Consider the following 20,873-nt stretch of genomic DNA (forward strand, 5'->3'; position numbering starts at 1 on the left):
GGCCTCCTTAAAGCTCGATGCTCATGCCATCGAAGGCGACTTCAACGCCTCGACGCTGGACCTCGGCCCGTTCTGGCGAGTCTTCATCGAGAATTGGGTTGGTGTTGTTGATGTGGATAAGTACCTTGCGCTGGCGCGGGAAACCATCGAGCACCTCGAGCATGCCGCCGGGGCCGTTTTGCGCCAGGTGGCCCATCTCGCGCCCGGTGCGGGTGCCGACACCACGGCGCTGCATTTCATCGTCTTCCCACAGGGTGCCGTCGACCAGCAGGCAGTCGGCGCCGTGCATCATCGCCAGCAGCTTGTCGTCGACCTGGCCCAGGCCCGGGGCGTAGAACAGCTTGCCACCGGTGCGGGTGTCTTCGACCAGCAAGCCCAGGTTGTCACCCGGGTGCGGGTCGAAGCGGTGCGGCGAATAGGGGGGCGCGGCGCTGCGCAGGGGGAAGGGCGTGAACCTGAGGTTGGGGCAGGCGTCGATAACGAAGCTGCCTTCGAGCTCGATACGGTTCCATTGCAGGCCGCCGTTCCAGTGGCTGAGCATGTTGAACAGCGGAAAGCCGGTGGTCAGGTCTTGGTGGACCATGTCTGTGCACCACACCGGGTGCGGGCAGCCTTCGCGCAGGCTGAGCAGGCCGGTGGTGTGGTCGATCTGGCTGTCGAGCAGGACGATGGCATTGATGCCGGTATCGCGCAGGGCGCGGGCCGGCTGCATCGGCGCGAAGGCCTGCAGTTGGGCGCGGATGTCGGGCGAGGCATTGCACAAGACCCAGTGCTCGCCATCGTCGGACAGCGCGATGGACGATTGCGTGCGCGCCGTGGCCCGCAGGCTACCGTCGCGGTAGCCCTTGCAGTTGACGCAGTTGCAGTTCCACTGGGGGAAGCCGCCGCCGGCGGCAGAACCGAGAATCTGGATGTACATGGCCACTCTCTACCGGGAAACCGTATCCAAAAAACACAAACGCCCCGGCGGGCCGAGGCGTCGAACCGTAAGCAGGGCTTAGCGGTTGGCGAAGTACATGGTGACTTCGAAGCCGATACGCAGATCAGTGTATGCAGGTTTGGTCCACATGGGATGACTCCTTCCGAACGGGGTTGAGTTGGTCAGCTACTTATTGGGTACCGCCGTACGCCGGAGGTTCCCTTGACTGAGATTGCGCTATCTTACAAGAAAAATTTGTACCGAAAGGTTAATTCTTCGAAAAGCGCCCTTGCAGTAAACGTAACAATCCTCGTTTTTGCTAGTGCCAGGATGGGTCTGGCGCTGCGCTGTTGGCCAGGCAGAGCCAAGGGGCATGAGGGGCCAGAAGACTGCCAAGTAGCGCATCAAGGTCCGCTTGCCGAGCCATGAGGATAGACCACTGTAGGTCATTCAGCCTGTCGGGTCGTGTCGCCAGGTGTGTCTGCCACGCCCATTCGGCCACCTCGGCATTGGCCATCGCAGGCTCGGCGAACTGCTCGGCCAGCGCCTGCTGTGCTGCGCTGTCGAGCACCACGCCTTTGCTTAGGACCGGTTGCAGGTGAGCGAGAATTTGAGCAGGGGTGGCATGGGGCGATTGCACGCCAAACAGCAGGCCAGCGCAGCCTTCAATCTGACGGAAGGCGCTGAACACCGCGTAGCCCAGTTGCAGCTCTACCCGTAGGCGTTGATACACCGGCCCCTGCAACAGCTGCGCGAGCAGGCGGCCGATGGCTTGCTGGTCAGCGGGCACTGGGCAGAACAGCAACACTGCGTTTTCGCTGCCGGCCAGTGCAGCGTCTACCCATCGACGGGCCTGCCACTGGGGCGGCGCTGTGGCCGTGGCGCCTTGCCCGGGGCAGTGGGTCAGCACGGTGCCGAGTGGGCCCGTGTCTTCAAAGCCCAGTGCCAGGCCATGCCAGCGGGCCTGTTCCCACGCCTGCGCAAGCTGCCTCGGTTCGAGCGAGCCCGCGGGTAGCGGTTCGGCCTTGTGGGTATGCATGGCATCAGGCAGTCGCTTGAGCAGGGCTCTGATCGGGATCAGGGCGGGCGCGGGCGGCGGCGGAGTGTGCCAATCGGCAGGTGAGGGCGCGTTCAGCAGCGCGAGGGCTTCGGTGACGGCGTTCATCACCGCCGACGGTTGGCCGGCGCACTGTAGCTGCCAATATTCGCCAGCTTCGCTGAACTGTAGGTGCAGCCCGGCGCGTTCGGCGCGCTCCTGCAAGGGGCGCAGCGCCTGGCAAAGGATTGGGAACACGCCATGGCGCAGGCTTGAGGGCAGGTGCCAGCGCAGATAAAGGGCGGCGTATTGGCGTGATGCCGGGAGCATGTCGCTGATGGCCAGTGCTTTAGGTAACGGCGCGGTCGCGGGGGGCGGTGCGGCGGTCAGCAGAGCGTCTGCGGCGGGTATCTGCCATTGGCCATGCTCGCTGCTGGGAAGGCTGGCAAGCAGTGCCTTCAGCGCGCTCAGGCCTTGTTCGTCGAGTGCGGCGAAGGGCTGGCCTGAGCTGTCCCGTCGTGCCAGCTCCAGCGGGCTGGCGGCCCACTCACGGCTGCGCTGCAATTGACTGAACGCGGCGTTCAGCCGCTGCGGATCGGCCTGACGGATAAAACCGAACCAGCTATGCAGCAATGCGATCGCCTCATCCTTGCAGGCATCAGCCCCGAGCTGCAGGTCGATGTGCCAGAGCAGCTGCCCGGCGAACGCATACAACGTTTCGGCTTCGAAGCCTTGCAGCCAACCGCGCTGGCGAAGCGCACTCAGCCAGCCGCCTGGTCGGCTGTCGTCGAGCAGGTCGATCAGCAACCCCAGTGCGCGCTCGGCACCTTCTGGCAGGCTTTCGTGGGCGAACGTCAGTGGCTGCCCGGCCCTGCGCAGTGGCGGCGGCGATGCCTGCGTGGCACGGCTACCGGCCGGGAACAGGCTGCCAGATTCCCGACCCAGGCGTTCCAGTGCTTCCAGCGGTTGTGGGCCGCACAGGCTCAGTGTGATCTGCCCACCTTGGTAGAAGCGTTGGTGAAACAGGCCAAGGGCGCGTTGAAACGCAGGATCTTGCAGGGCGAGGGTATAACGATTGCCCGCCTGAAAACTGCTCAGCGGATGCTGGGGCGAAACCGACTGTAGCAGGGCGAATTGCTGCTGAGCCTGCGGGTTACGTGACCAGGCGATGAACTCGGCATGAATGACCTCACGCTCCCGGCGCTGGCGCTCGATGCCAAGGTCGGGTTCGGCCAGCATCTGGCACAGGCGCTCCAGCCCGCCGGCTAAAGCCGCGGGGGGGACCTCGAAGAAAAAGTCGGTGGTGCGCTCACGGGTGCTGGCGTTGACCTGGCCACCGAGGGCCTGCACATACCGCATCAGGCCGTCCTCCAACGGGAAGCGTGCTGTGCCCAGGAAGAACAGGTGTTCGAGAAAATGCGCCATGCCCGGCCATTTTGCCGGGGCATCGTGGCTGCCTGCCTGCACCCGCAACGCGGCCGCCGCACGCTTGAGGCGCGGGGCATGGCGCAGAGTCAGCTGCAGGCCGTTGGCGAGGGTGAGGTGCTGCGTGGCGTCAGGCATGGGGGCTCCAGGTAGGCGTTCATGCTAACGCATTTGTGCTGCCTGGCCTGGCCCAATCGCCGGCAAGCCGGCGCCTACGGGGCCTGTTTGCGTTGTCATTGTGGGAGCAACTGTCTTGTGGTGGTTGTGCCGGCCCCATCGCTGGCAAGCCAGCTCCCACAGGTGCGGCGCTAGCCTTTGAGGCTACACAGTTCGGGTGGGAGCCGGCTTGCCGGCGATTGGGCCGCAACGCGGCCCCTGTCAGCCCTCGCGCACATGCAGTTCCTGGCGCAAGTCGGTCAGGTAAGGAAACGCCTTGCGCCCTTCTACCACCTGCTCACGCGCAAGCTCGGCCAGCAACTGGCACTCGTCCCGCCCGGCCATGGCCAGCAGGCTGCCATCCGGGCCGATGATGCTGCTCTGGCCGCAATAGTGGATGTCGCCCTCGGCCCCACAATAGTTGGCATACACCAGGTAACACTGGTTCTCCTGCGCCCGCACTCGCACCGTCACCTGGCAGATGAAATCGTAAGGCGCCATGTTCGCCGTCGGTACCAGGATCAGTTCGGCGCCGTCCAGCGCCAGGCGCCGGGCGTTCTCCGGAAACTCGATGTCGTAGCAGATCAGCAGGCCTACCTTCCAGCCTTCCAGTTCCACAACGGGGAAATGGTCGGGGCCTGCGCTGAACATCGAGCGGTCCAGCTCACCGAACAGGTGCGTCTTACGGTAGTTGCACAGGCTGCGACCATGGGCATCGATCAACTGCACGCTGTTGTAGAACGCGCCATCATCGCTGCGCTCCGGGTAGCCATAGGCGATGGCGATGCGATGCGCCTGGGCGATCTCCACCACGTCCATGGCCGCGGGGCCATCACTGGCCTCGGCCAGGCGCTCGACCTGGGCCAGGCCGATGTTGTAGCCGGTGAGGAACATCTCCGGGCACACCAGCAGCTGGGCGCCGCGTTCAGCCGCCCGCTGCGCCTGGTGCTGCAGCCGTTGCAGATTGCCGGGCACGTCCAGTGGGTTGGGCGCGCCCTGGAACAGAGCGATACGCATGGCGCCTCCTTGTCTCAGTCGGCCAGGGCGATCGGGCCGATTTCATCGAACACATCGCCTGGGCCTGGGTTGTCCGGGTGGGTCTGGCCACCGAAGTGATTCATGATACCCCACACGGCATTGAGCGACGTCTGCACCGCGCCTTCCACCCACGCCGGCGTCCACGACACGTCGTCGCCGGCGATGAACATGCCGCGCTGTTCGGCGGGCATGTCCTGCTGCATGAAGTGCGCGTACATGCGCTGGTTGTAGCGGTAATGGCCCGGCAGCGCGCCCTTGAAGGCACCGAGAAAGTGCGGGTCGGCCTCCCACGAGATGGTGATCGGGTCGCCGATGATGTGCCCGGCGATATCGGTCTTCGGGTAGATTTTCTTCAGTGCGTCGAGGGCCAGTTGCACGCGTTTTTCCACCGGGTGCGGGAGCATCTTTAGGGCATCGCTCATCCACGCGTAGGACAGGCAGATCACCCCCGGCTTGTCGTCGCCGTTGTCGAACAGGTAGGTACCGCGGGTGAGGCGGTCGGTGAGCGTCATGCTCATCAGGTCACGGCCGGTTTGCGGGTCTTTGTCCTTCCAGAACGGGCGGTCGACCATCACGAAGGTTTTCGACGATTGCATGTAGCGGGTACGGTCCAGGGCCATCCACATCTTCTGCGAGAACAGCGACTCTTCGCAGTCGATCTGCGTGGTCAGCAGCCAGGTCTGGCACGTTGCAAGCACGGCGGCGTAATGGCGGGTGTCGCCCCAGTTGTCGGTCACCGCCAACTGGCCATCGGCGGCGCGGGCAATGCGCTTGACCCCGGTGCGCGGCGCACCGCCGTGCAGCGAGCTGAGGCTGGTGCCTTGCGGCCAATGGGCGCAGCGCTCCGGCACATGGCGCCAGATGCCTTGCGGCACCTGCTCGACGCCGCCCACGACCAAGTGTTGGTGGTCGTCGCAATTGGTCATCACCACGCGGAAGATTTCCAGCATCGAGTTGGGGAAGTCCGAGTCCCAGCCTCCGGTACCGAAGCCGACCTGGCCGAACACCTCCCGGTGCTGGAAGCTCAGCTTGGCGAAGGAGCGCGAGGTGGCGACGAAGTCGTAGAACGTGCGGTCGTCCCACAGGGGCACCAGCGTGTTCCACAGCGCTTTCAGGCGCGGTACATCACGGTCACGGATCGCCTGCTGGATATCGGCAAACTGCGCGCCACTTTCCAGGGCGTCGGCCCAGGCGTCGGCCACCTCGTGGAAAAGGTCGGGCAGGTCCGCGGCCTTTTCGGCGTAGTAGGTCTGGCCTTCCAGGTCGATCACCGTGCTGCCCGAGGCGGGGGTCAGCGGGTTGGGGAATGGCTTGGTCTCCAGGCCCAACTTGTCCACATAGTGGTAGAAGGCCGTCGAAGAGACCGGAAAGCGCATGCCACCCAACTCGGCGATGATCCCGTCGGTGCCGTTGAAGGCTTGCGAACGCAGCCGGCCACCCAGTTTCGACGCTTCATAGACGACAGGCTTGAGGCCCAGCTTCATCAACTCGTAAGCCGCTACCAGGCCAGCGATCCCGGCCCCGACAATCGCCACTTCCTCACCCTGGCGCTCGGCCGGGATGCTGCCCAGGCCGGCCGGGTGTTCCAGCCAGTCATCGAAGGCGAAGGGGAAGTCCGGGCCGAAGATGGTGATGGGCTTTTTGCCGTCGGCGGGGTGGCGGTTCTTGTTGTTCATGAAGTGACCTTGCCAGAGGGGCTGCGCAGAGAGCGGAGCCTGAGTATAGGAGATGCCTGGGGGTCATTTTAGGGCGTGGGGGGTTCGTAATTAAGATGCAGAGTGTTGGCTGAATGTAATTAGATTCGTCGTATTCGAGCTGCTTTAAGTCATTTCGACGAATTAGGTCAACGAAGCCAGATGATCCACGGTCTCCGGAAACCTCTGTACCAGGCGAATCAATGTGACTGCCTGTGCATTCGGCTTGGAACGGCCTTGTTCCCAACTCTCTAGCGTCCGGGCATTGGTCCTGAGGTAGTTCGCAAAAACTGCCCTCGACATGTTCAGCCGCTGCCGCAGCTCTAGTAACTCGTTAGGGGCAAGCGGAGGGAGTTGGGAGAAGCTGACCTTGTGCGAGCGCAGTGTCTTTTTGCCTTGGCGTTCCTCGGCTAACGCGTGCAGACCTTCGGTGAGCTCAGTGAAGAGGTTGCGGGGCATGGTTTGTCCTCGACAGATACTCGCGTTCGAGCAGAGTTTTTAGCGCTTTACGCTGAAGATCAGTCAGATCATCCTGAATGTCTTTTCCGTAAATGGTGAATAGCCAAAACTGTGCGCCAGAGAGCCAATAGTAGTAAATGATCCGGGTGCCGCTTCGCTTGCCTTTGTGGCGCTGCGTATCAGAAAACCGGAGTTTCCTGAGGCCGCCTGTTCCTTTGATGACATCACCTGCAAGTGGATGCCTCAACAGAAATTGCTGCAAGGCGTGAAAATCCTTGTCGCTCAGGTAGTCGGTTCGATGACGTTCGAACGGCGGTAGCTCAACAAAAATGGCATCCATTTTGTGTACGTTATCTGCGTATAGTTTGGGGTGGGCGAGCAGGCCCGTCAATAGGGCCGCCTTTCAGGCTATACACATTGGCGCCGTGCTGGGATGCTAGTGAATTGCAGCATGTGACACGGGTTAGAGAGTCCTGAGTTGCTGCGCCTCAAAGGCATACTCGAAGAGCAAGGCATAATCGACTGCCTCTCTTTCAAAGCAATTGCCCTCGGTCCACCTTGCTGCTCAAAATGATCGACGTGGTGGTCTTCTCCACCCCGTCGACACTGCCGATCTGATCAAGCAACTGGTCCAGCTGCTCCGGCGAATCGGTCCGCAGCCAAGCCACATAATCGAACTCGCCACTCACCGCGCACAGTTGCTGCACCTGCCCCATGGCACTCAGACGCCGCACCACCTCCTTGCCGGAACGGGGCTGCACCTTGATCCCGACATACGCCTGCAAGCCACCGCCCATCACGTGTTGGCCCAAGCGCACACCGTAGCCTGAGATCACCTTGTTCTTCTCCAGCCGCTCCAGGCGTGAGTTGACCGTGGTGCGCGCGATACCCAGCAGGCGGGCGAGGGTGGCAACGCTTTCGCGGGCATTGATTTGCAGCAGGGCGATCAGCTGGCGGTCGATTTCATCCAGCGTAATGGGGCGGGCATCCGACATGGCAAGTCTCTACAGTGGGCCCGCTAGCCTAGCCAGCCAATGGCAACCAGGGCAAGGCTGCGTCATTGGCTTTCTTTCGGCATCATGGCAGGCCGACCGTACTGGACCCACGCCGTGAACTTCGCAAACCTGCTCGAATGCTGGCGACTGGAAGTCTCCAACAAGAAAAAGCCCGGCCGCCGCATCAGCCTGCTGTTCAACGTGCTGCGCCGCGCCTGCAAGGACAACAAGCTGCGCTTTCTCTTTGCCTTCCGCCTGGCCCAGTACCTCGACGCACGAGGCGGCCTGGCCCAGCGTCATGCCGCGCGCATGCAGCAACGGCTCAATCTGAAGTACGCCGTGGACATCGACATCGGCGCCCAAATCGCCCCCGGGCTGCGCATCGCCCACCTGCCTGGCGTGGTGATTACCCGCCACGTGAGCATCGGGCGTAACTTTTTCATCCGGCAGAATTGCTCGATCGGCATCAAGACCCTAGGGCTGGAGGCGTATGCGTTGCGCATTGGCGATAACGTCAGCATGGGCGCCAACAGCTGCATCGTGGCGGACCGGATCAGCATTGGCGATAACGTGGTGATTGGTGCCATGTCGCTGGTGATGCGGGACATTCCGGCGGGAAACACGTTTTACAATACGCGGCAGGTAGAGATTCAGCCTCGGGCGAGCTACTGAATATTTTGTTGCGCTGAACAACAGGCACAAAAAAGCCGCGCGATTGCGCGGCTTTGTCGTATTTGGTGGGCCCACACGGACTCGAACCGTGGACCAAAGGATTATGAGTCCTCTGCTCTAACCAACTGAGCTATAGGCCCTCAGTAAGTGGCCGGATTATAACGAGGGTTTTGAAAGGGTGCCATCCGAAAGATCGGATAGTGCTATACGAAGAAACGTCGCGGCGAACTCCTCCGGGGGTAAGGGCAGGCTGACGATGTAGCCTTGGATCTGTTCACAGCCCTCGGCTGCCAGGAAGCGCTGCTGGGCCTGGTTCTCCACACCTTCGGCAATGATCGTGAACTGCATGCTGCGGCCCAGGGCAATGATCGCCCTGGCGATAGCGGCGTCGTGGGGGTCGTCAGGTAGGCCGCGGATGAACGACTTGTCGATCTTGAGGATGTCCAACGGCAGGCGTTTAAGGTAGCTGAGGGACGAATAACCCGTGCCGAAGTCGTCGATGGCCAGCTGCACGCCCAGTTTTTTCAACTGGTGCAGCACGGCCAGGGCTTCTTCTGCCTGGCTCATGATGAAGTTCTCGGTGATCTCCAACTGCAGGTCGCCGGCCTTGAGCTGGTAGGTCTTTAACAACTGTTCGATGCGCCGTGCCAGGTGGGGGTGGCGCAGTTGGGCGCCGGCCAGGTTGATCGACAGTGGGCCAAAGTCTTCGTAGTGCATCTTCCAGATGTGCATCTGCTGGCACGCCTTTTCAAGCACCCAGTCACCGAGCTGCAGAATGGTGCCGTTCTCTTCCGCCAGGTGAATGAAGTGCTCTGGCGGCACTTCGCCAAAGGTCGGGTGGCTCCAGCGGATTAGCGCTTCGGCGCCGACCAGGCTCTGGGTTTTGAGGCTGAGCTTGGGCTGGAAGCACAGGCTCATTTCGTTGCGTTCGACGGCGCGGCGCAGCTCATGTTCGAGGGCGATGCGCTCGCTGGCCTGGGCGGTGAGGTCGCGGGTGTAGGCTTCTACGCGGTTGCGGCCTTTGGCTTTGGAGCGGTACATGGCGGCGTCGGCATTGCGGATCAGTGTGGAGACGTCGCTGCCGTCCTGTGGATAAAGGCTGATACCGATGCTGGCGCTGGTGAAAAACTCGTGCTCGCCGGCCTGGAAGGGCGCGCTGAAGCAAGCCAGCAGTTTGCCGGCGATGCTGTTGGCGTCGCTGGGCCTGTGCAGGCCGGGCAACAGAATGATGAACTCGTCACCGCCCAGGCGCGCCACGGTGTCGACGTCGCGCACCTGTTCTTTCAGGCGTTGGGCGATGCCTTTGAGCAACAGGTCGCCGACCGGGTGGCCCAGGCTGTCGTTGATGTGCTTGAAGCGGTCGAGGTCGAGGAACAACACCGCGCCCTGGCGGTTCGAGACTTGGGCACAGGTGAGTACGGCCTGCAGGCGATTCTCGAACAGGGCACGGTTGGGCAGGCCGGTGAGCGGGTCGTGGTGAGCCTGGTAATCCAGCTTGGCCTGGGCGTGCTTGAGGCTGGAAATGTCGGCGAACACGGCGACGAAATGGGTGATCTCGTACTCGCTGTTGCGCACCGCGCTGATGGTCAGCCAACTGGGGTACAGCTCGCCATTCTTGCGTTTGTTGTAGATCTCGCCCTGCCAGTGCCCCTCGTCGGTCAGTTGATGCCACATGGCGGCATAGAAGGCGCTGTCGTGCTGGCCGGAGGCAAGCAGGCGCGGGGTTTGGCCGAGCGCCTCGATCTCGCCGTAGCCGGTAATTTCGCTGAAGGCGCGGTTGACCGCGCTGATGCGCTGGTCGATGTCGGTGATCATAACGCCCTCGGCGGTGTTTTCGAACACGGTGGCGGCCAGCTGCAGTTTTTCCTGCATGAGGTGGCGCTCGGTGATGTCGCGGGCAATGGTCAGCATGCAGTCGACACCGCCAATCGGCAGGGGCCGGGCGGACAATTCGCACAGGCGGATCTGCCCGTCGCTGCGGCGGATGTGGCAGCTGAAGTCACGTACGAAGCCATCACGCTTGAGCTGGTCGACCAGCCGCTTGCGCTCGTTGAGGTCCACCCAGATGCCCAGGTCAAGGGAGGTCTGGTCGATGGTCGGGTTCAGGTCGTAGCCGGTGAGGCGGCAGAAGCCTTCGTTGACTTCAATCAGCAGCCCGTCGCTCTGGCGCGACAGCAGCAGGCCGTCGGGCGATGCGTGGAATGCCTTGGCGAACTTCTCTTCCGAAGTTTGCAGTTGCTCCTGGGTTTCTTTGAGCTGGCTGATGTCGCGCACGGCCACGACCAGCGCCGGCGTGCCATCGAGCTCGAATGTTTCTGCCGAGGTCAGGCCTGTGAACAACTGGCCATTGCTGCGGCGGAAGCTCATTTCCAGGTTGCGGATGCCGCCTTGGTGCAGGCGTTCGAGCAGCCGCGGCCCGGTGCCGGCGACGGCCCACAGGTTCAGCTCGGTGGCGGTGCGGCCGATCACTTGACCTGGGGTGAGGCCGATCTGCTCTTCGAAGGCTTCGTTGACCTCCAGCAGGCAGCCGTCGCTGTGGCGGGCGATCAGCAGGATGTCCGGGCACTGCTGGAACACCGAGGCGAACTTCTGCTCCGACAGGCGCAGGGCGTCTTCGGTGCGTTTGGTCTCGCTGATGTCGATCATCAGCCCGCGCATTACCGGCCGGTGGCCATGCTCGATCATGCTGACGATGTTGCGAATCCATAGGGGCTGGCCATCGGCGCGGATGACCCGGTAGTCGAGGCTGTGATCGCGGCCGGCTGCGGTTTCACTGTCGCAATAAGCCTGGGCCCAGAGCGCGTCCTCCGGGTGCAGGATGCTGCGCCAGAAGCCGGGCTTGAGCCAGTCATGCAACGGGTAGCCGAGCAGGTCCTCGGCATGGGGCGAGACATAGTTGTAGGTGAAATCGTTGGCGTCGGCTTCCCAGGCGATGGCCGACAGGCTCTCGACCAGGCCGCGGTAGTGATACTCGCTGCTTCGCAGCTCTTGTTCGAGGGCGATGCGCCGGGAAATTTCCGAGCTAAGCCTGCGGTTGATGCGGATCACCACGGCAAGAACCGCCACCAGCAACAGCACCGCAGGCAGGCCATACACCAGCATGTCGGACCAGAACAGGCGCTGGTCCACCACGTTACCGACCCAGCGCTGTTGAATACGGTTGATCTCGGCGCTGCTCATGTCGGCCATGACTTTGTCGAGAATGCCCACCAGAACTTTGTTGTCCCGTGGTGCGGCCATGGCCAGTTGGTAGCGGTAGGGCGTTTCGCCACTGACATAGAGGCCGTCGAGCTTGAGCTGGCGAAGGCTCCAGATACTCGAGGCGAGGTCGCCGACCACGGCGTCGACTTCGTCTGTGGCCAGTGCCTGCAGGGTCGAACTGACGTTGGGCATGGCCACCAGGTTCAGGTCGGGGTGGTGGGTGCGCAGCAGTTCGTGCGGGGCGTAGTTTTCGACCACAGCGATCTTCAGGCCGTACAGATCCTTCAATGAGCGGGGTTGCGCGCCGCCTTTGTGGGCCAGGATAACAATCGGGAAGTCGAGGTAGGGGCGCGTAAAGGCCAGGTAACCCTGGCGCTCGGGAGTCGACATGATGCCGGGTAGCAGGTCGAGCTGGTTATTGCGCGCCTGCGCCAATACCTCGGTCCAGCTCTTGGGCTCGACCGGTTTTAGCGTCACGCCCAGGCGTTCCTGGATCGTGTCGATGTAGTCGGCGGCCAATCCCTGGTACCGGCCCTCCTGGTCGCGAAACTCGAACGGTGGCCAAGAGGCGTCTACGCCCAGGCTTAACTGCGGGTGGGCAGCCAGCCAGGCTTTTTCCTCGTCTGTCAGGGTTAGGGCGCCGGCCGTTGTGGTCCACAGGATAAGGAGCAGCAACAGAATGGCCGGCATCAGGGGCATAGCGGCCTCGCTATCAGAGTGTCTGACGTCGAGTGTAGACGGGCATTCAGGGGGATGTGGGGCAGAAATCAGGCATTGTGTCGCCGCTTTGGCCACAAAAGAAAAACCCCGGCCTGGGCCGGGGTTTGTCATCACTCGTCGAGGAAGGAACGCAGATGCTCGCTGCGCGTTGGGTGGCGCAATTTGCGCAACGCCTTCGCTTCGATCTGACGGATCCGTTCACGGGTCACGTCAAACTGCTTACCTACCTCTTCGAGGGTGTGGTCGGTGTTCATGTCGATGCCGAAGCGCATACGCAGCACTTTGGCTTCGCGGGCGGTCAGGCCCGAGAGCACGTCACGGGTGGCTTCCTTGAGGCTTTCGACCGTGGCCACGTCGATCGGGGACTGCATGGTCGAGTCCTCGATGAAGTCGCCCAGGTGCGAATCTTCGTCGTCACCAATTGGGGTTTCCATGGAGATCGGCTCTTTGGCGATCTTCAGTACCTTGCGGATCTTGTCCTCAGGCATTTCCATGCGCTCGCCCAGCTCTTCCGGGGTCGGTTCACGGCCCATTTCCTGCAGCATCTGGCGGGAAATACGGTTGAGCTTGTTGATCGTCTCGATCATGTGCACCGGAATACGGATGGTGCGGGCCTGGTCGGCGATCGAACGGGTGATCGCCTGGCGAATCCACCAGGTGGCATAGGTCGAGAACTTGTAGCCGCGACGGTATTCGAACTTGTCCACCGCTTTCATCAAGCCGATGTTGCCTTCCTGGATCAGATCGAGGAACTGCAGGCCACGGTTGGTGTACTTCTTGGCGATGGAGATCACCAGACGCAGGTTCGCCTCGACCATTTCTTTCTTGGCGCGGCGGGCCTTGGCTTCACCGATCGACATGCGACGGTTGATTTCCTTGATCTCCGCGACGGTCAGGCCAGTCTCGGTCTCAAGGTCGATCAGCTTCTGTTGGCAGGCGACGATGGCAGCGTCTTTTTCACCCAGGGCAGCAGCCCACTTGGTGTTACGCTTGGCCAGGTCACCGCTCCAGGTCTGGTCGGTTTCGTTGCTTGGGAACATGCGCAGGAAGTCGGCACGCGGCATGCGAGCGTCACGGACGCACAGTTGCATGATGGCGCGTTCTTGCTGACGCAGGCGGCTCAGTGCATCACGCACGCGCTCGACCAGTACCTCGAACTGCTTGGGTACCAGCTTGATCGGCATGAACAGATCGGCCAGCGCCTGCATGGCGCCGATGCTCTCGGCATGGCTACGGCCATGCTTTTTCAGCACCTTGAGGGTGACGGCAAGCTGATCGGAAACCGCACCGAAACGCTGAGCGGCAACGACTGGGTCCGGGCCACTTTCGGCCTCTTCCTCATCGTCGCTCTCTTCGCTTTCTTCTTCGTCGTCCGTTTCTTCCTTGGCAGCCGCAACCTTGGCACCTGGAACAGGCACTTCTTCGGTCGGGGCAGCGATGTTGTCATCAGGGTCGATATAACCGCTGAGCACATCGGACAAACGGCCACCTTCGGTGGTGACGCGGTCGTATTCGCTGAGAATGTAGTCGACAGTACCCGGGAAGTGAGCGATGGCGCCCATGACTTCACGGATGCCTTCCTCGATACGCTTGGCGATTTCGATCTCGCCTTCGCGGGTCAGCAGCTCGACAGTACCCATTTCACGCATGTACATGCGCACTGGGTCGGTCGTGCGGCCGATATCGGTTTCAACTGCCGCCAACGCAGCAGCGGCTTCTTCGGCCGCGGCTTCGTCGGTGTCGGCTTCCGCCAACAGAAGGGCATCCGCATCCGGAGCACTCTCGAATACGTTGATCCCCATGTCGTTGATCATGCGGATGATGTCTTCCACCTGTTCAGGATCTGAAATATCCTCAGGCAGGTGGTCGTTGACCTCCGCGTAAGTCAGGTAGCCCTGCTCACGACCGCGGGTGATCAACTCTTTGATACGAGACTGCTGTTGCGCTTTTCCGGACATAACACCCTATCCACTGAAGGTCTTGGCGGGCAAAAAACAAGCCGAGGATTATACCCGAGCATGGGCCTCACGCGCCAGATGAGGTCGGCGTTTGTGCGGGAACATTCCTGCTAAGCAGGGCGAGAAGCTGCGATTTTTCCTCACTGCTCAACTCGCTTTGACGTGCTTTCCTGAGCAGATGTTCCAGGCTGCGCTCGCGTTGGCGGGCGGACAAGCTAGTTATAGTGTCGAAAAACTGTTGTTCAAGGTTGTCGGCTACGATCAGCCATTCCTTCTCGGCCAGCGCCCGCAGCAAACGGCCCTGTTCAGTGCCGTGCCAACGTGCGATCAACTGCATTGAGCTTAGCCCAGGATTCTTCTGAGCGGCTTCGATCAATGCCACCAGCAACTGGCTGTACAGGTGCTCTTCGTCGGCGAAGTGGCTGGCATCTTCCACCTTGCCGGCCAGTAATGGGTGGTGCAGCAACGTGCGCAAGGCCGCCAGGGTCGGGGGCTCCACGGGTGCCGGGGTGCGCGGTGGGGCCTCGTCGCGTTGCTGCCAGGGCTTGCCGCCTTTGCGGTTTTTGTCCCAGGGCTTGTCGCTCCACGGCTTCTTGCCGCCCGCCTTGTTCGGCTTCCATTGTTGCTCTTGCTGCGCCGGCGCGTAGTCGTGCTGCGGCATGTCGCCGTAGTCTGGCGTGTAGCTGGCCATGGCATCGTAGTCATAGCCCGGATCGTAGTCCGGGACGCTGCTACTGGCTGCCGGTTGTTGGGCCAGTTGCTCGACTTGCTGAGGGTCGAGGCCGGTGATTTCCTTCAGGCGGTTACGCATCAACTGACGCAAGTTGGCGCCAGGGATTTTTTCGATCAACGGTGCAGCCAGGGTCGCCAAATGCGCCTTGCCTTCTAGCGAGCGCGGGTCAGCTTCGGCGCTCAGTTGCTCGAAAAAGTAATCTGCCAGGGGTTGGGCATGCTGGTTGATACGTGCCATGAAGGCGTCGGTGCCTTCGGCGCGCACCAGGCTGTCCGGGTCTTCGCCTTCGGGCAGGAACAGAAAGCGTGCGCGGCGGCCGTCCTGCAGGGCCGACAGGGTCGACTCCAGCGCGCGCCAGGCCGCCTTGCGCCCGGCCTGGTCGCCGTCGAAACAGAACAGCACGCTGGGCACCACGCGGAACAGGCGCTTGAGGTGCTCTTCGCTGGTGGCGGTACCGAGGGTGGCGACGGCGTTGCGCAGGCCCTGCTGGGCCAGTGCGATGACGTCCATGTAGCCTTCGACGACGATGATTTCGTCGAGGTTGCGGTTGTGCTTGCGCGCCTCGTAAAGCCCGTAGAGTTCCTGGCCTTTATGAAAAACCGGGGTTTCCGGGGAGTTGAGGTACTTGGGTTTGTCGTCACCCAGTACGCGGCCGCCGAAGGCGATCACGCGGCCACGGCTGTCGCGGATCGGGAACATCACGCGGTCGCGGAAGCGGTCATAGCGTTTGCCGGTTTCGGCGTTCTCGATCAGCAGGCCGGCATCGATCATGACCTTTTGCTGCAGGGTGTCGGCGCCCAAGTGCTTGAGCAGGTTGTCCCAGCCAGGTGGCGCGAAGCCCAGGCCGAAGTCCCGGGCAATCTCCCCAGACAGGCCGCGGCCTTTGAGGTAGTCCACCGCCGCTTTGCGGGTGGGGTGGTTGCGCAGTGCCTGGCGGTAGAATTCGGTAGCGGCTTCCAGTAGCGGATACAGCGGTGAATCGGTTGGCTGGCGCGGCTTTTGTGCGCGACGGCCTTCTTCGCGGGGCACTTCCATGCCAGCGGCGCGGGCCAGTTCCTCGACGGCCTGGGGGAAGTCCAGGTTGTCGTGGTCCATGACGAAGCCGAGGGCGTTGCCACCGGCGCCGCAACCGAAGCAGTAATAGAACTGCTTGTCGGGGCTGACCGTGAAGGACGGGGTCTTTTCCTTGTGGAACGGGCAGCAGGCCGAGTAGTTTTTGCCGGTTTTTTTCAGCTGGACGCGCGAACTCACCACGTCGACAATGTCGAGGCGGTTGATAAGGTCGTCAATGAAACTCTGGGGAATCAGCCCGGCCATGGCAGTCTCGTCATCTGGCAACTGGCAAGTCTAATCGCTCACGCGCCGGTTGGGGCGAATGCTGCAAGGGGAAGTGCGAGGGAAGTATGTGCTCGTCGCCAGCCAATGAAGGCTCGTCAGACAGGACGTGCACGATCTGGTCAATGACCAGCTCTGACGTTTCAGGCAGGTTGCCCCCATGCAGTTCGCATGAAGCGAGTGCGTAAAAGGCCTTGAGCTAGCTGCCCAAGTTTGAAGCAGTTGTGAAGCAACCGCTGCCATCGGCCCGGCGGTGAGCCGGGCAGGGCAGAAGCTTTGCGTAGAACGTCTGTATTAGTACAGACGAACGGCGCGGCGCTGTTCGCGCTGAACTTTCTTGGCGTGGCGCTTAACAGCAGCAGCTGCTTTACGCTTACGCTCGGCGGTCGGCTTCTCGTAAAACTCGCGGCTACGAACTTCAGCCAGTACACCGGCTTTTTCGCAGGAGCGCTTGAAACGACGCAGAGCTACGTCGAAGGGTTCGTTCTCTTTAACTTTGACGGCTGGCATCCAGGGCTACCTTAATTCATTACCGGGGTAGACGTGCTCCTGGCAAAACAAAGGTGTGCTGGAGAACGTCGGTTTTCAAGGGTTGCGGATGTTAACCCTTAGCTGGCCGGAATGCAAAGCCTCTGATCGAAAACCGCTGGTCGGCACCCGACACGGCGACTATCATGCGCGGCTTCGAATTCAGCCCCCACAAGGGACGAGCCCATGCTAGTACTGGGATTGGAAACATCCTGCGACGAAACTGGCGTCGCATTATATGACAGCGAACGCGGTTTGTTGGCCGACGCGCTGTTCAGCCAGATCGACCTGCACCGCGTGTTCGGCGGTGTGGTACCGGAGCTTGCCTCACGCGATCACGTCAAGCGCATGCTGCCGTTGATTCGCCAGGTATTGGACGAGGCTGGCTGCGTGGCCACCGAGATCGATGCCATCGCCTACACCGCGGGTCCTGGGCTGGTCGGCGCACTGCTGGTCGGCGCGTCCTGCGCTCAGGCCCTGGCGTTTGCCTGGGACATCCCGGCCATTGGCGTGCACCACATGGAAGGCCATCTTCTGGCGCCCATGCTGGAAGAAAACCCGCCCGAGTTTCCGTTCGTCGCTTTGTTGGTGTCGGGTGGCCATACCCAGTTGGTCAGGGTCGATGGCATCGGCCAGTACGAGCTGTTGGGCGAAAGCCTGGACGACGCAGCCGGTGAGGCGTTCGACAAGACCGCCAAGCTGATCGGCCTGAACTACCCCGGCGGCCCGGAAATCGCCCGGCTGGCCGAGCAGGGCGTGCCAGGGCGGTTTGTTTTCCCACGGCCGATGACCGATCGCCCGGGGCTGGAATTCAGCTTCAGTGGCCTCAAGACGTTCGCCCTGAATACCTGGCAGCAGTGCCGTGATGCTGGCGACGACGGTGAGCAAACCCGTTGCGACGTGTCGCTGGCATTCCAGCAGGCGGTGGTGGAGACTTTGACCATCAAGTGCAAGCGGGCCCTGAAGCAGACGGGCCTGAAGCGGCTGGTGATTGCCGGTGGTGTCAGCGCCAACAAGGCCTTGCGTGCCTCGCTCGAGGAAATGCTGGGTGGCATGAAGGGCAACGTGTACTACGCGCGCCCGCAGTTCTGCACCGACAACGGCGCGATGATCGCCTATGCCGGCTGCCAGCGCCTGTTGGCCGGGCAGCAGCAGGACCTGGCGATCAGCGTGCAGGCGCGCTGGCCGATGGAGCAGTTGCCGCCGGTCTGAAAGTTGTCAGAAGTGGCGTTCACGCCCGGCGAACAGGTCGCGTAGGTTGTTGCGGTGGCCCCAGACGATCATCAGCGTGAGCACGCTGATCGGCAGCAATGCCTCGGGTTCGCGCCAGGCGAGCAGGGGCAAGGTCAGCGGCGTGGCGATAAGCGCCGCCAGCGAGCTGGTACGTGTGAGGTAGAAGGTCAGCAACCAGGCAGCGATGGCCAGCAATGCCGCCGGAAAGTACAGGCCCATGAGCATGCCGGCCGCGGTTGCCACGCCCTTGCCGCCCTGGAAGCGAAAGTACAGCGGGAACAGGTGACCCAGCACCGCGCACACGCCAACCCAGGCCTGCTCCTGCAGATCGAGGCCGGCAGCGCGGGCAAGCAATACGGGCAACAAGCCCTTGCACAGGTCGCCAAGCAGGGTCAGGATCGCCAGCTTGCGGCCTGCCAGGCGAAGCATGTTGGTGGCCCCGGCATTGCCTGAACCGCTGGCACGGGGGTCCGGGCTGCCGAAGAGGCGGCTCAGGACAATGGCGAAGGACAGCGAGCCGAGCAGGTAGGCGAGCAGCGCCAATAACCAAAACATGCTAACTATTCCGGGCGAGGACGCCCTGATTCTAACGGCGCCAGTCGCCCTTGTCGTGCTGTGGAGAGAAGTGCTTGGACAGAGTGTTCATCGAAGGCCTGGAAGTCGATACCGTCATCGGTGCCTATGACTGGGAGCGGGATATTCGCCAGTGCTTGCGCCTGGACCTGAGTTTTGCCTGGGACAACCGCCCGGCAGCGGCCGGCGACGATCTCAGCCTGGCGCTGGATTACGCCAGTGTTTCGGCGCGTATCCAGGCATTTTCTGAACAGGCACGCTTCGAGTTGGTAGAAACCTTCGCCGAGCGCCTGGTCGCGGTGCTGATGGAAGAATTCCAGATTCCGTGGGTGCGGTTGAAGCTGACCAAGCCAGGCGCGGTTCCGGCTGCCCGTGGCGGTGTTGGCGTGGAGATCGAGCGCGGATGTCTCTGAACACGGTTTACCTGGGCTTGGGCAGTAATATCGACCGGCATGCGCACTTGTGTGCCGGGCTTGATGCCTTGGCGGGCATTCTTACCGACATGCGCTGTTCGCCAGCGTTCGAAAGCCAGGCGGTCGGGATCAAGAGTGGGCCTTTCATCAACTTCGTGGTGACCGGCAAGACCGATTTGCCGTTGATGGAGCTGGACCGCCGCCTCAAGTTCATCGAGGCCGACAACGGCCGTTACGCGCCAGAGCGTAAAGGGCTGCCGCTGGATATCGACGTGCTGCTGTATGACGATCTGCACGGCACGTTCGATGGCTTGGTACTACCGCGGGCCGAGATTTTGAAAAACGCGTTTGTGCTGTGGCCATTGTCGTTGCTGGCGCCAGAGCTGGTGCACCCGGGGGTGGGCAAGCCGATGGCGCAGGTGTGGCAGGAGGCGCGGATCGATCAGGTGCTGGCGCCGGTTGCCTTTGAGTGGCGCGGGTTGCAATTGACGCCTGCCTGATCCGGGAGATCTGGTTGCCTGTGCCGGCCCTTTCGCGGGCAAGCCCGCTCCCACAGGGACCGCAAAATGCCTGAAAGCAGCGGCGTACTGGTGGGAGCGGGCTTGCCCCGCGAAAGGGCCAGGCAAGGCAATCGATAAATCAGCCTTCTGCACCACCCTTGTAGGCAACAAGCGCCTTGAGCCGCTCACCTTTCAGCGCCTCCCCAAGCGCCTGCCCGGTCAGCCCAGCCTGCACCAGCGGCTTCACATCCACCGCCCTCGCCGCCGCCGCTGCGCCCCTTAGGTAATCAGCCTGTGGATAAGCCCGCTCGCCCTGACGCGCACGCGCATCCATCTGGCAGGCGCTGAGGAAATCGTCAAAACGCTGTGGCCGGCGGTACACATCGAACTTCTGCAACAGCCCCAGCAATGCCTCAGGATCCAGCTCAAAGGCCTGGTTGCAGTGTGTCAGGCACTCACCCACCAGCATGGCCAGCTCCTGGCACTCGCGCGGTGCCTTGAAGCGCTGGCTGACCGCCTTGACCACTGCCGGCTGCAGCTCGCGCAGCAGGCAAGCCCAGCGCACGTGCAGCGGTTGACCGTGCAGCGCAGCCTGCTCCAGGCCTGCCAGTGCGTGATGGCTGTCGATGAGCTCAGGCAGCAACTCCTGCAAGGCGTCGCACGCGTGCAAGACCTCGAAGAACACCTGGGGTTGCGGCTCCATCAGCGCGCGCTCGATCTCTTTCCAGCTGCGCTCAGCGGTGAGCGCTTGCAGTTCGCCGGAGGCGCTGATCTGGCGCATCAGCGCCAGCGTCTCGTCAGCGACCTTGAAGCCGAGGGGGGCGTAGCGTGCGGCAAAGCGGGCAACCCGCAGTACCCGCAGCGGGTCTTCAGCGAATGCCGGGGATACGTGGCGTAACAGGCGCCTGTCGAGATCTTCTTTACCGTGGTAGGGGTCGTACAGCGTGCCCGCATCATCCTCCGCCATCGCATTGATGGTCAGGTCGCGGCGGATCAGGTCTTCTTCGAGGGTGACGTCGGGGCTTGCATGGAAGGTAAACCCGCCGTACCCCCGCCCGCTCTTGCGCTCGGTGCGCGCCAGCGCATATTCCTCACCGCTTTTGGGGTGGATGAAAACCGGAAAATCAGCGCCCACTGGGCGATAGCCCAGGGCTTGCATCTGTTCGACGGTCGCGCCAACCACCAGCCAATCGATATCGCTGACGGGGCGCCCGAGCAAGCGGTCGCGCACGGCGCCGCCGACTTTGTAGATGTGCATGTACAGCCTCCATAACTGCCCACAGGA

At 62.3% G+C, this 20,873-nt stretch carries 18 protein-coding genes and 1 tRNA gene; 4 read left to right on the forward strand and 15 right to left on the reverse strand.

Translation table 11 applies throughout. The annotated features are described in order from the left end of the window. Positions 1–7: 7 nt before the first annotated feature. The 8 genes from pqqB to HU750_RS16955 all read right to left on the reverse strand — a co-directional run bounded on the left by pqqB (position 8) and on the right by HU750_RS16955 (position 7,722). The gene (pqqB, locus tag HU750_RS16920; RefSeq protein WP_027594363.1) at positions 8–919 is read right to left on the reverse strand and encodes a pyrroloquinoline quinone biosynthesis protein PqqB; all 912 of its coding nucleotides are present in this window, start codon (positions 917–919) and stop codon (positions 8–10) included. 78 nt (positions 920–997) lie between these two features. Continuing rightward, complete coding sequence (gene pqqA / locus HU750_RS16925; RefSeq protein ID WP_003243383.1) at positions 998–1,069, reverse strand: pyrroloquinoline quinone precursor peptide PqqA; 72 nt, start codon at positions 1,067–1,069, stop codon at positions 998–1,000. 169 nt (positions 1,070–1,238) lie between these two features. Further along, a complete protein-coding gene (gene pqqF, locus HU750_RS16930) occupies positions 1,239–3,518 on the reverse strand; it encodes a pyrroloquinoline quinone biosynthesis protein PqqF (RefSeq protein WP_186681338.1) in 2,280 nt (759 codons plus the stop codon). 240 nt (positions 3,519–3,758) lie between these two features. Continuing rightward, on the reverse strand, positions 3,759–4,553 hold the full coding sequence (locus HU750_RS16935) for a carbon-nitrogen hydrolase family protein (protein WP_186681340.1): 795 nt from the start codon (positions 4,551–4,553) through the stop codon (positions 3,759–3,761). A 14-nt stretch (positions 4,554–4,567) separates the two neighbouring features. Beyond that, positions 4,568–6,250 (reverse strand): flavin monoamine oxidase family protein, encoded by a 1,683-nt coding sequence (locus tag HU750_RS16940; protein WP_027594366.1) that lies wholly within the window; start codon positions 6,248–6,250, stop codon positions 4,568–4,570. Between the two features lie 162 nt (positions 6,251–6,412). Beyond that, positions 6,413–6,727, reverse strand: coding sequence for a type II toxin-antitoxin system RelB family anti-toxin transcriptional regulator (gene relB / locus HU750_RS16945; RefSeq protein ID WP_027594367.1), 315 nt, complete (start codon positions 6,725–6,727; stop codon positions 6,413–6,415). After that, a complete protein-coding gene (locus HU750_RS16950) occupies positions 6,705–7,067 on the reverse strand; it encodes a type II toxin-antitoxin system RelE/ParE family toxin (RefSeq protein WP_186681342.1) in 363 nt (120 codons plus the stop codon). The genes relB and HU750_RS16950 overlap by 23 nt, the downstream gene beginning before the upstream one ends. A 193-nt stretch (positions 7,068–7,260) precedes the next feature. Beyond that, positions 7,261–7,722, reverse strand: coding sequence for an Lrp/AsnC family transcriptional regulator (locus HU750_RS16955; RefSeq protein WP_027594369.1), 462 nt, complete (start codon positions 7,720–7,722; stop codon positions 7,261–7,263). Positions 7,723–7,836: 114 nt separating this feature from the next. Between HU750_RS16955 and HU750_RS16960 the strand changes: the two genes are divergently transcribed. After that, the gene (locus HU750_RS16960; protein WP_186681344.1) at positions 7,837–8,394 is read left to right on the forward strand and encodes an LbetaH domain-containing protein; all 558 of its coding nucleotides are present in this window, start codon (positions 7,837–7,839) and stop codon (positions 8,392–8,394) included. A gap of 63 nt (positions 8,395–8,457) precedes the next feature. Here the strand turns inward: HU750_RS16960 and HU750_RS16965 are convergent. The 5 genes from HU750_RS16965 to rpsU all read right to left on the reverse strand — a co-directional run bounded on the left by HU750_RS16965 (position 8,458) and on the right by rpsU (position 16,851). Continuing rightward, positions 8,458–8,534: transfer RNA gene (locus HU750_RS16965), tRNA-Ile, on the reverse strand. 16 nt (positions 8,535–8,550) lie between these two features. Then, positions 8,551–12,294 (reverse strand): bifunctional diguanylate cyclase/phosphodiesterase, encoded by a 3,744-nt coding sequence (locus tag HU750_RS16970; RefSeq protein ID WP_099452713.1) that lies wholly within the window; start codon positions 12,292–12,294, stop codon positions 8,551–8,553. Between the two features lie 131 nt (positions 12,295–12,425). Beyond that, positions 12,426–14,273: an RNA polymerase sigma factor RpoD gene (gene rpoD, locus HU750_RS16975; RefSeq protein WP_085274068.1), complete on the reverse strand. Its 1,848-nt coding sequence runs from the start codon at positions 14,271–14,273 to the stop codon at positions 12,426–12,428. A gap of 67 nt (positions 14,274–14,340) precedes the next feature. Continuing rightward, entirely contained in the window at positions 14,341–16,323 is a 1,983-nt protein-coding gene (dnaG, locus tag HU750_RS16980; protein ID WP_186681346.1) for a DNA primase, read from the reverse strand. A gap of 312 nt (positions 16,324–16,635) precedes the next feature. Further along, a complete protein-coding gene (gene rpsU, locus HU750_RS16985) occupies positions 16,636–16,851 on the reverse strand; it encodes a 30S ribosomal protein S21 (protein ID WP_003255575.1) in 216 nt (71 codons plus the stop codon). A 204-nt stretch (positions 16,852–17,055) separates the two neighbouring features. Here rpsU and tsaD point away from each other — a divergent pair, with 204 nt between their 5' ends. Beyond that, positions 17,056–18,081, forward strand: coding sequence for a tRNA (adenosine(37)-N6)-threonylcarbamoyltransferase complex transferase subunit TsaD (gene tsaD, locus HU750_RS16990; RefSeq protein WP_027594375.1), 1,026 nt, complete (start codon positions 17,056–17,058; stop codon positions 18,079–18,081). A gap of 6 nt (positions 18,082–18,087) precedes the next feature. Here tsaD and plsY read toward each other — a convergent pair whose 3' ends face one another. Next, positions 18,088–18,657 (reverse strand): glycerol-3-phosphate 1-O-acyltransferase PlsY, encoded by a 570-nt coding sequence (plsY, locus tag HU750_RS16995; protein ID WP_027594376.1) that lies wholly within the window; start codon positions 18,655–18,657, stop codon positions 18,088–18,090. A 74-nt stretch (positions 18,658–18,731) separates the two neighbouring features. Here plsY and folB point away from each other — a divergent pair, with 74 nt between their 5' ends. Both folB and folK read left to right on the forward strand, forming a co-directional pair. Continuing rightward, positions 18,732–19,088, forward strand: coding sequence for a dihydroneopterin aldolase (folB, locus tag HU750_RS17000; RefSeq protein ID WP_033703061.1), 357 nt, complete (start codon positions 18,732–18,734; stop codon positions 19,086–19,088). After that, positions 19,079–19,588 carry a 2-amino-4-hydroxy-6-hydroxymethyldihydropteridine diphosphokinase gene (folK, locus tag HU750_RS17005; protein ID WP_027594378.1) on the forward strand — a complete coding sequence of 170 codons (510 nt, stop codon included), beginning with the start codon at positions 19,079–19,081 and terminating at the stop codon, positions 19,586–19,588. Before folB ends, folK begins: the two co-directional genes overlap by 10 nt. A 139-nt stretch (positions 19,589–19,727) precedes the next feature. On the opposite strand, the gene HU750_RS17010 is transcribed toward folK, so the two are convergent. Further along, positions 19,728–20,846 carry a multifunctional CCA addition/repair protein gene (locus HU750_RS17010; RefSeq protein WP_186681349.1) on the reverse strand — a complete coding sequence of 373 codons (1,119 nt, stop codon included), beginning with the start codon at positions 20,844–20,846 and terminating at the stop codon, positions 19,728–19,730. Positions 20,847–20,873 lie beyond the last annotated feature (27 nt).

The organism is Pseudomonas sp. SWRI50 (genome assembly GCF_014269095.1).
In the GTDB taxonomy this organism is placed as follows: Bacteria; Pseudomonadota; Gammaproteobacteria; order Pseudomonadales; family Pseudomonadaceae; genus Aquipseudomonas; species Aquipseudomonas kermanshahensis.

What these genes read in the sequence shown, in the direction of transcription:
- dnaG (WP_186681346.1), bottom strand. Translation starts at nt 16,323, where the DNA reads ATGGCCGGGCTGATTCCCCAGAGTTTCATTGACGACCTTATCAACCGC.
- HU750_RS17010 (WP_186681349.1), bottom strand. Translation starts at nt 20,846, where the DNA reads ATGCACATCTACAAAGTCGGCGGCGCCGTGCGCGACCGCTTGCTCGGG.
- HU750_RS16955 (WP_027594369.1), bottom strand. Translation starts at nt 7,722, where the DNA reads ATGTCGGATGCCCGCCCCATTACGCTGGATGAAATCGACCGCCAGCTG.
- HU750_RS16970 (WP_099452713.1), bottom strand. Translation starts at nt 12,294, where the DNA reads ATGCCCCTGATGCCGGCCATTCTGTTGCTGCTCCTTATCCTGTGGACC.
- pqqF (WP_186681338.1), bottom strand. Translation starts at nt 3,518, where the DNA reads ATGCCTGACGCCACGCAGCACCTCACCCTCGCCAACGGCCTGCAGCTG.
- HU750_RS16940 (WP_027594366.1), bottom strand. Translation starts at nt 6,250, where the DNA reads ATGAACAACAAGAACCGCCACCCCGCCGACGGCAAAAAGCCCATCACC.
- HU750_RS16935 (WP_186681340.1), bottom strand. Translation starts at nt 4,553, where the DNA reads ATGCGTATCGCTCTGTTCCAGGGCGCGCCCAACCCACTGGACGTGCCC.
- pqqB (WP_027594363.1), bottom strand. Translation starts at nt 919, where the DNA reads ATGTACATCCAGATTCTCGGTTCTGCCGCCGGCGGCGGCTTCCCCCAG.
- plsY (WP_027594376.1), bottom strand. Translation starts at nt 18,657, where the DNA reads ATGTTTTGGTTATTGGCGCTGCTCGCCTACCTGCTCGGCTCGCTGTCC.
- HU750_RS16950 (WP_186681342.1), bottom strand. Translation starts at nt 7,067, where the DNA reads ATGGATGCCATTTTTGTTGAGCTACCGCCGTTCGAACGTCATCGAACC.
- relB (WP_027594367.1), bottom strand. Translation starts at nt 6,727, where the DNA reads ATGCCCCGCAACCTCTTCACTGAGCTCACCGAAGGTCTGCACGCGTTA.
- folK (WP_027594378.1), top strand. Translation starts at nt 19,079, where the DNA reads ATGTCTCTGAACACGGTTTACCTGGGCTTGGGCAGTAATATCGACCGG.
- rpoD (WP_085274068.1), bottom strand. Translation starts at nt 14,273, where the DNA reads ATGTCCGGAAAAGCGCAACAGCAGTCTCGTATCAAAGAGTTGATCACC.
- rpsU (WP_003255575.1), bottom strand. Translation starts at nt 16,851, where the DNA reads ATGCCAGCCGTCAAAGTTAAAGAGAACGAACCCTTCGACGTAGCTCTG.
- tsaD (WP_027594375.1), top strand. Translation starts at nt 17,056, where the DNA reads ATGCTAGTACTGGGATTGGAAACATCCTGCGACGAAACTGGCGTCGCA.